At 45.7% G+C, this 6466-nt stretch carries 5 protein-coding genes and 1 pseudogene; 1 reads left to right on the plus strand and 5 read right to left on the minus strand.

What is annotated here, in order from left to right:
• The coding region (locus CCU_RS06645; protein WP_243440868.1) for an MATE family efflux transporter at nt 1–470 on the plus strand (470 nt) is incomplete at its 5' end.
• A 61-nt stretch (nt 471–531) separates the two neighbouring features.
• On the opposite strand, the gene feoB is transcribed toward CCU_RS06645, so the two are convergent.
• The 5 genes and pseudogenes from feoB to CCU_RS06670 all read right to left on the minus strand — a co-directional run.
• Complete coding sequence (feoB, locus tag CCU_RS06650; RefSeq protein WP_015534041.1) at nt 532–2868, minus strand: ferrous iron transport protein B; 2337 nt, start codon at nt 2866–2868, stop codon at nt 532–534.
• A 159-nt stretch (nt 2869–3027) separates the two neighbouring features.
• Entirely contained in the window at nt 3028–4443 is a 1416-nt protein-coding gene (locus tag CCU_RS06655) for an MATE family efflux transporter (RefSeq protein ID WP_015534042.1), read from the minus strand.
• Between the two features lie 33 nt (nt 4444–4476).
• A complete protein-coding gene (locus CCU_RS06660) occupies nt 4477–5103 on the minus strand; it encodes a methylated-DNA--[protein]-cysteine S-methyltransferase (RefSeq protein WP_015534043.1) in 627 nt (208 codons plus the stop codon).
• A gap of 111 nt (nt 5104–5214) precedes the next feature.
• The gene (locus CCU_RS06665) at nt 5215–5889 is read right to left on the minus strand and encodes a DNA alkylation repair protein (RefSeq protein WP_015534044.1); all 675 of its coding nucleotides are present in this window, start codon (nt 5887–5889) and stop codon (nt 5215–5217) included.
• Between the two features lie 99 nt (nt 5890–5988).
• A pseudogene (locus tag CCU_RS06670) lies at nt 5989–6466 on the minus strand (arginase); the annotation flags it as partial.

Here is a 6466-nt window from a genome sequence, read left to right on the forward strand (position 1 = left end):
CCCAGGCAAATGCCATCATGACAGGATGGCATATCGGTTCCGGCGATATAGATGCATGTAAAAGAGATACAAAAAAGGCCGCCATCATCGGTGTGATCGTGGCGACCTGTCTTGAAACTTTATTTGCAGTCACAGCCCCATGGGCCATGAAACTGTTCACCGACAACCCGGACATGGTACATATTGTCACAAGGCTCCTTGCTATTGACATCATCCTCGAGGTTGGCAGAGTTACAAACCTTGTCTACGGCCAGGCCTTAAAGACCAGCGGAGATGCGGTATTCCCGGCCGTCATAGCAGCTGTCTTTATGTACGTGTGTGCTGTCGGCGGTACATGGATGTTCGGCCTGCACCTTGGGCTCCTTGCAACCGGCGCCTACATAGGCCTTACCTGTGACGAATGTGTACGCGCAGTTGGTATGGTCCTGCGCTGGCGAAGCGGAAAGTGGACGGAGAAGAAACTGGTGTGATAATACCCTAGTACCAGACATATTCCAGAATGTATCAGACCAGACATACGCCAGGCATTTATCACAGTATTCCCCCTATCATATACACCACAAATGCCGCAAGCCACGCCACAACGCACTGCCAGATCACTACCATGACAGCCCAGCGATGTCCCATCTCTCTCTTGATGGAGGCGATGGCTGCTATACAAGGCGAGTAAAGCAGGCTGAATACGAGCAGCGATGCTGCAGCCCTGGTTGTGATAGCTGCGGTCACTGATCCGTTAAACAATATCTCAAGTGTGGATACCACACTCTCCTTCGCCATGATACCGCTTATGAGCGACGTACATATTCTCCAGTCGCCAAGTCCAAGCGGCTTAAATATCGGCACCAAAAGTCCGGCTATCGCAGCAAGTATGCTGTCCTGCGAGTCTTTCACCATATTGAGGTGCATATCAAAGCTCTGAAGGAACCAGATACATATAGTTGCAAGAAATATAACTGTGAACGCCTTCTGAAGAAAGTCCTTTGCCTTCTCCCACAGGAGCTGGCCTACGTTCTTCGCACCCGGAAGTCTGTAATTTGGAAGCTCCATGACAAAAGGAACCGCATTGCCCTTAAACAATGTGCTCCGATAAACCATAGCCACAATTATTCCTATCGCAATTCCAAGGAAATAAAGCCCTGCCATAATAAGACCGCCCTTTCCAGGAAAGAATGCGCTTACAAAGAACGCATATATAGGAAGCTTAGCCGAACAGCTCATGTATGGAGTGAGCAGAATAGTCATCTTTCGGTCTCTCTCACTCGGGAGTGTCCTGGTTGCCATGACGGCCGGAACCGTACAGCCAAAGCCTATCAGCATCGGAACTATGCTCTTGCCGGAAAGTCCGATCTTCCTTAGCAGCTTATCCATGACAAATGCAACTCTGGCGATATATCCGCTGTCTTCCATGAGCGACAGGAAAAAGAACAGAGTCACTATGATCGGAAGAAAACTGAGCACACTTCCGACACCCGCAAATATTCCATCCATAACAAGGCTCTTGACGACCACATTTACATTTGCTGCGGTGAGAAGCTTTCCCACCTGAACCGTGAGCGCATCTATCCCCATCTCTAAAAGTTTCTGAAGTCCAGCTCCGATCACGTTAAATGTCAGATAGAACACCGCCAGCATGATACCGATAAAGCACGGAATTGCTGTATACTTTCCGGTGAGGATACGATCTATCTTCTCGCTTCTGATCCTCTCCTTGCTCTCCTTGGGCTTAACTACGCAATTTTCACATACCTTTTCTATGAAATTAAATCTCATATCAGCTATGGCTGCACTCCTGTCAAGTCCTCTCTCTTTTTCCATCTGGATTATCAGATGTTCTATCGTCTCTTTCTCGTTCTCATCAAGTCCAAGCCTTTCAAGTATGAGATGATCTCCCTCTATGATCTTGGTCGCAGCGAATCTAAGCGGCAGATCTGCTGCCTTTACATGGTCCTCTATGAGATGCGCCACAGCATGTATACATCTATGTACTGCTCCGCCAAACTCATTCTCATCACAGAAGTCCTGTCTTCCAGGCTTTTCCTGATACTTGGCTATATGTATAGCATGTCTTACAAGCTCATCCACGCCCTCGTTCTTTGCCGCAGATATGGGTACAACCGGGGTTCCAAGCATTGCCTCCATCCCATTTACATCTATGGAACCCGAATTGCCTGTGACCTCATCCATCATGTTGAGTGCGACGACAACCGGTATCTCCATCTCAAGAAGCTGCATTGTGAGATACATATTTCGCTCTATATTAGTAGCGTCTACTATATTGATGATAGCCTTTGGGTGATCATCAAGCACAAAGTTTCTGGACACGATCTCCTCGCTGCTATAAGGAGACATCGAATATATTCCAGGCAGATCCGTCACGGAAGTATTCTCCCTGCCCCTTATCGGACCATCTTTTCTGTCGACAGTTACTCCAGGGAAATTGCCTATATGCTGATTTGATCCTGTAAGCTGATTGAACAGAGTCGTCTTTCCACAGTTCTGGTTGCCAACCAGGGCAAATGTAAGTCTTGTTCCTTCTGGAAGCGGATCACCATCCCCTTTGACGTGATATTTTCCTTCCTCGCCAAGTCCTGGATGTTCCTTCTCCTCTATGATCTCAACTCTGGTGTGAGCTCTGGATCTTGTCTCTATCTGCTCTGCATCTATCTGCTCTGCATCAGCCAGTCTGAGTGTAAGTTCATATCCATGGATCTGAAACTCCATAGGATCGCCCATCGGAGCAAGCTTCACAAGGGTGAGCTCCGCACCGGGTATAACACCCATGTCAAGAAAATGCTGTCTTAGCTCTCCTTCACCGCCAACGGCCTTTATTCTGGCGCTCTGTCCTACCTTCAAATCTCTCAGTGTCATAATTGATTATCCTTCTTTCATCATTCGTCCAGATTCATCCACGCAGTCTTTCAGTACCACAAAATCGTCTGTCGAATGCCGTCTCTTTATGTTTATTGATATTTTTCTCAATTATAGCACGATAAGTTCTATGCACAATATATAGATCCTGATTATCGTCTATATTTTCACGGCTTTTTCATGTGCATCTCTGTCTATAGAAGTCAGTTCCTTAAGTTCCCTCACCGTAAACACACCGCAGACAATCGCAGTTATTCCGTCCGCTATCGGTCCCGCATACATGACACCATCGATCCCCATGAATATAGGGAATATGATGATGAGAGGAAGCAGAAATAGTATCTGTCTTGTGAGTGACATGAACACACCAAGTCTCGCCTTTCCTATAGAGTTGAAGAAGTTTGATGTCACCGGCTGGATTCCATTTACGATGGTAAGAAACATATATATCCTGAAGTATCTCTCTGAAAACTGGAAGTACAGCTCGCTTCCCTCTCCAAATGCGCTTATGATCTGTCTAGGGAATATCTGGAATGCTGCAAATGCCACCACCGACAGAGCTGATGCTGCTGCCAGCGCCAGAAGATAAGTCTTTCTCACCCTCCTGTACTTTCCTGCGCCATAGTTGAAGCCTATGATCGGCTGGGTTCCCTGTGATATTCCTATAACGATCGCCATGAATATCATGTTTACCTTGCTTATTATTCCTGAACACGCAAGTGGTATGTCGCCTCCATACACCGACTGTGCTCCGTATCTTGACAAAGTATTGTTCATGACAACCTGGACTATCGCCATGGCTATCTGATTGAAACACGCCGACGCACCGAATCTGAATATATTGCCGCAGGGCTCTCCTCGCATAACAAAACTTTCCCTGGTAAGATGTATTGTCTTGAAATGGAACATATATCTGAGGCTTATGGCAAATGATATGATCTGTCCTGTGATAGTTGCCAGCGCCGCACCGCGCATACCCATATCGAGCCCGAATATAAGTATCGGATCAAGTATAGTGTTGATGATGGCACCTGTCAGCATGGATATCATTGAATACCTCGGACTTCCATCAGCCATGATCAGCTTGCTCATTCCGGTATTCGCTATCAGGAATGGGAAACCTATCGCTGTTATCCTTGTGTACTCCTGTGCAAATGGCAGAACCTTGTCAGTTGCGCCGAATGCCTTTAGCATAGGTGTCAAGAATATTGTCGTCACAAGGAAAAGTGCCACGCCAAATATCGCCATGAGACAGATTCCATTTCCTGCTGCCTCAGCCGACTTCTTCTCATCTCCGGCACCAAGCTTCAAAGAAAAGCTGGTCGCACTTCCTATGCCAAGAAGAAGCGATATCGCAGTACATGCCGTTGAAAGAGGAAATGCTATATTTGTCGCAGCATTTCCAAGCATTCCCACTCCGTGTCCTATAAATATCTGGTCAACTATATTATAAAGTGCTGTCACCAGCATGGATATGATACACGGTATGGCAAAGGTTGTGAGCAGATGTGCCTCATTCTCATATCCAAGGGGATTGTTCTGATTTTCATTTGTCTTTGTGTTATCAGATGTCATGATTCTGTATTGCCTTTCTGTCTGTATTGCGACTCAGTTTTTCATTCCATATTTCTTCAGGTCTACCCGGTCATTTTCAACCTCTATGCCGTCTGCCCTCAGGCGGTCCGCCTGGACATTTGCTCCACCGAACGCAAATGCTCCCGCAAGCTCACCCTTGGAATTCACCACTCGGTAACACGGTATATTCTCAGGATCAGGATTCTTATGAAGTGCATTGCCCACGGCTCTCGCCATCTTCCTGTCACCTGCCATCTCCGCAACCTGGCCGTATGTTGCAACACATCCCTTCGGAATCTTCTTCACCGCATCGTAGATCCTCTTTGTCGGACTGTAGGTTACTATGTCATAGCTATCCGCTATCATCTGCTTCACAGCATCCTCTGGCACACTTCCATCCAGTATGATAGTGTTCCAGTGTTCTTTGTTCTGATGCCAACCCGGTATGACAGACTCAAATGCCTGCCTCCAGAAATCCCGGCTTTCCGGATCAGCCTTCACATTCAGATTGATATATCCATTCCTCTCATAAGTCCAAAGGAATGCCTTCTTGCTTCCCTTGACTCTCACAAGCTGCCAATTCTGGTCGTGAAATGGCGCCTCCTGATACGTGTCAGGAAACGACAGACCGTATGCCAAAGCTTCCTCTCTTGTTGTCATTTGTATTTTTCCTTTCCTGTGTTGCGATTATGTCATAGCTGACAGTTTGCCTCTCAGCTATATAACGCACCGTTTTTATCTTTTTTCATTTTTCAGCTAAAAAGCGATAAACTACCTGTATCCCTTGAGGTATTTCTTCTGCTCATCAGTTATGCGGTAACTCTCCACAGCCTTCTGTATTGTCTTTCTGTGAACCCAGTCGGACATGCGGTGTTCTTCTATGTACGGAATTACCGCATCCCACTGCTTTGCCAGAGCTGTAGCCATGTACCACGCTATCATCATGTTGACATAATACTCATCAGACTCAACTCCCGCCACAAGCTTCACATACTCAGGCTCAAAATCCTCGTCAAGATAAAGTCTCATGAGCATTCCTATTCCGTACCTTATAGTATAGGTCTCGCTTGAGGCAATCCAGCGCTTGATGACCGGTAGCAGTTCTTCCTTGTGCTTTTCAAAACACTTCGGTGCCGGAAAATCACAGGTTGCCCAGTTGTCTATATACGAAAGAAATCTCTCTACCTCTGATAGACATTTATCATAGTCCTTTATCCTGGTTATGAGCATCATGTGAAGATTGTTTTCCTCGTAATAATGGTGTGGAAGTTCTTTTATAAACTTTTCTGACAGTTCTGTTCCAGCTATACTCTTTGCATATTTTCTGAGCACGGGAACTCTTATGCCTATGACAGTCTCCTTGTCGGTGTCAGGCATAAGCCTGCTGTGAAAATCTCTGTATGCCATATCCTGTAGTTCAAACAGATGCTTTTGAATCTCCTCCATATTTTCACCTTACGCTTTCTAATTTTCTCGTTGTTAGTTTTCCATTTTCTACATTTTTCTATTCTAACTCATAATTGTATACAACTATTATATCTAATACTATCTGAATTTCTTCACATGCTCCGATATAAACCGAAACAGTTCGATATTGACCTTCTCATTCTTCTCCTCCGCCTCAAGATATTCAGGCACTGAAATATCTGTCTGAACCTCTCCGCATACATCAACGCCCAATATTCTTGAATGTCTTATACCACCGGCATATCTTTCATCATTACGACAAGCGTCAGTATTTTTTTCTTCACCCTGACCGCCAAGAAAGACACTGAGCAGACGTTCAAGTCCATCGATTGACATATCCCCCTGACTCCAGTTCGTCTCCGTGTATTCTGTTCCGAGGACGTCTTTGTCTATAGATATGTACAAAGGCAGATCTGTTCTGATATGTTTCAGCTTATCCTCAGGCAGTCCACCATGCAGGTCTTTGGCAGAAAATATCAACAGTCTTTCGCTTGAGATATCCCGGGAAATATCATACGAATCATCGTACTCAGCTTCTTGTACATTATACCCACAT

The organism is Coprococcus sp. ART55/1, assembly GCF_000210595.1.
In the GTDB taxonomy this organism is placed as follows: Bacteria; Bacillota; Clostridia; order Lachnospirales; family Lachnospiraceae; genus Coprococcus; species Coprococcus aceti.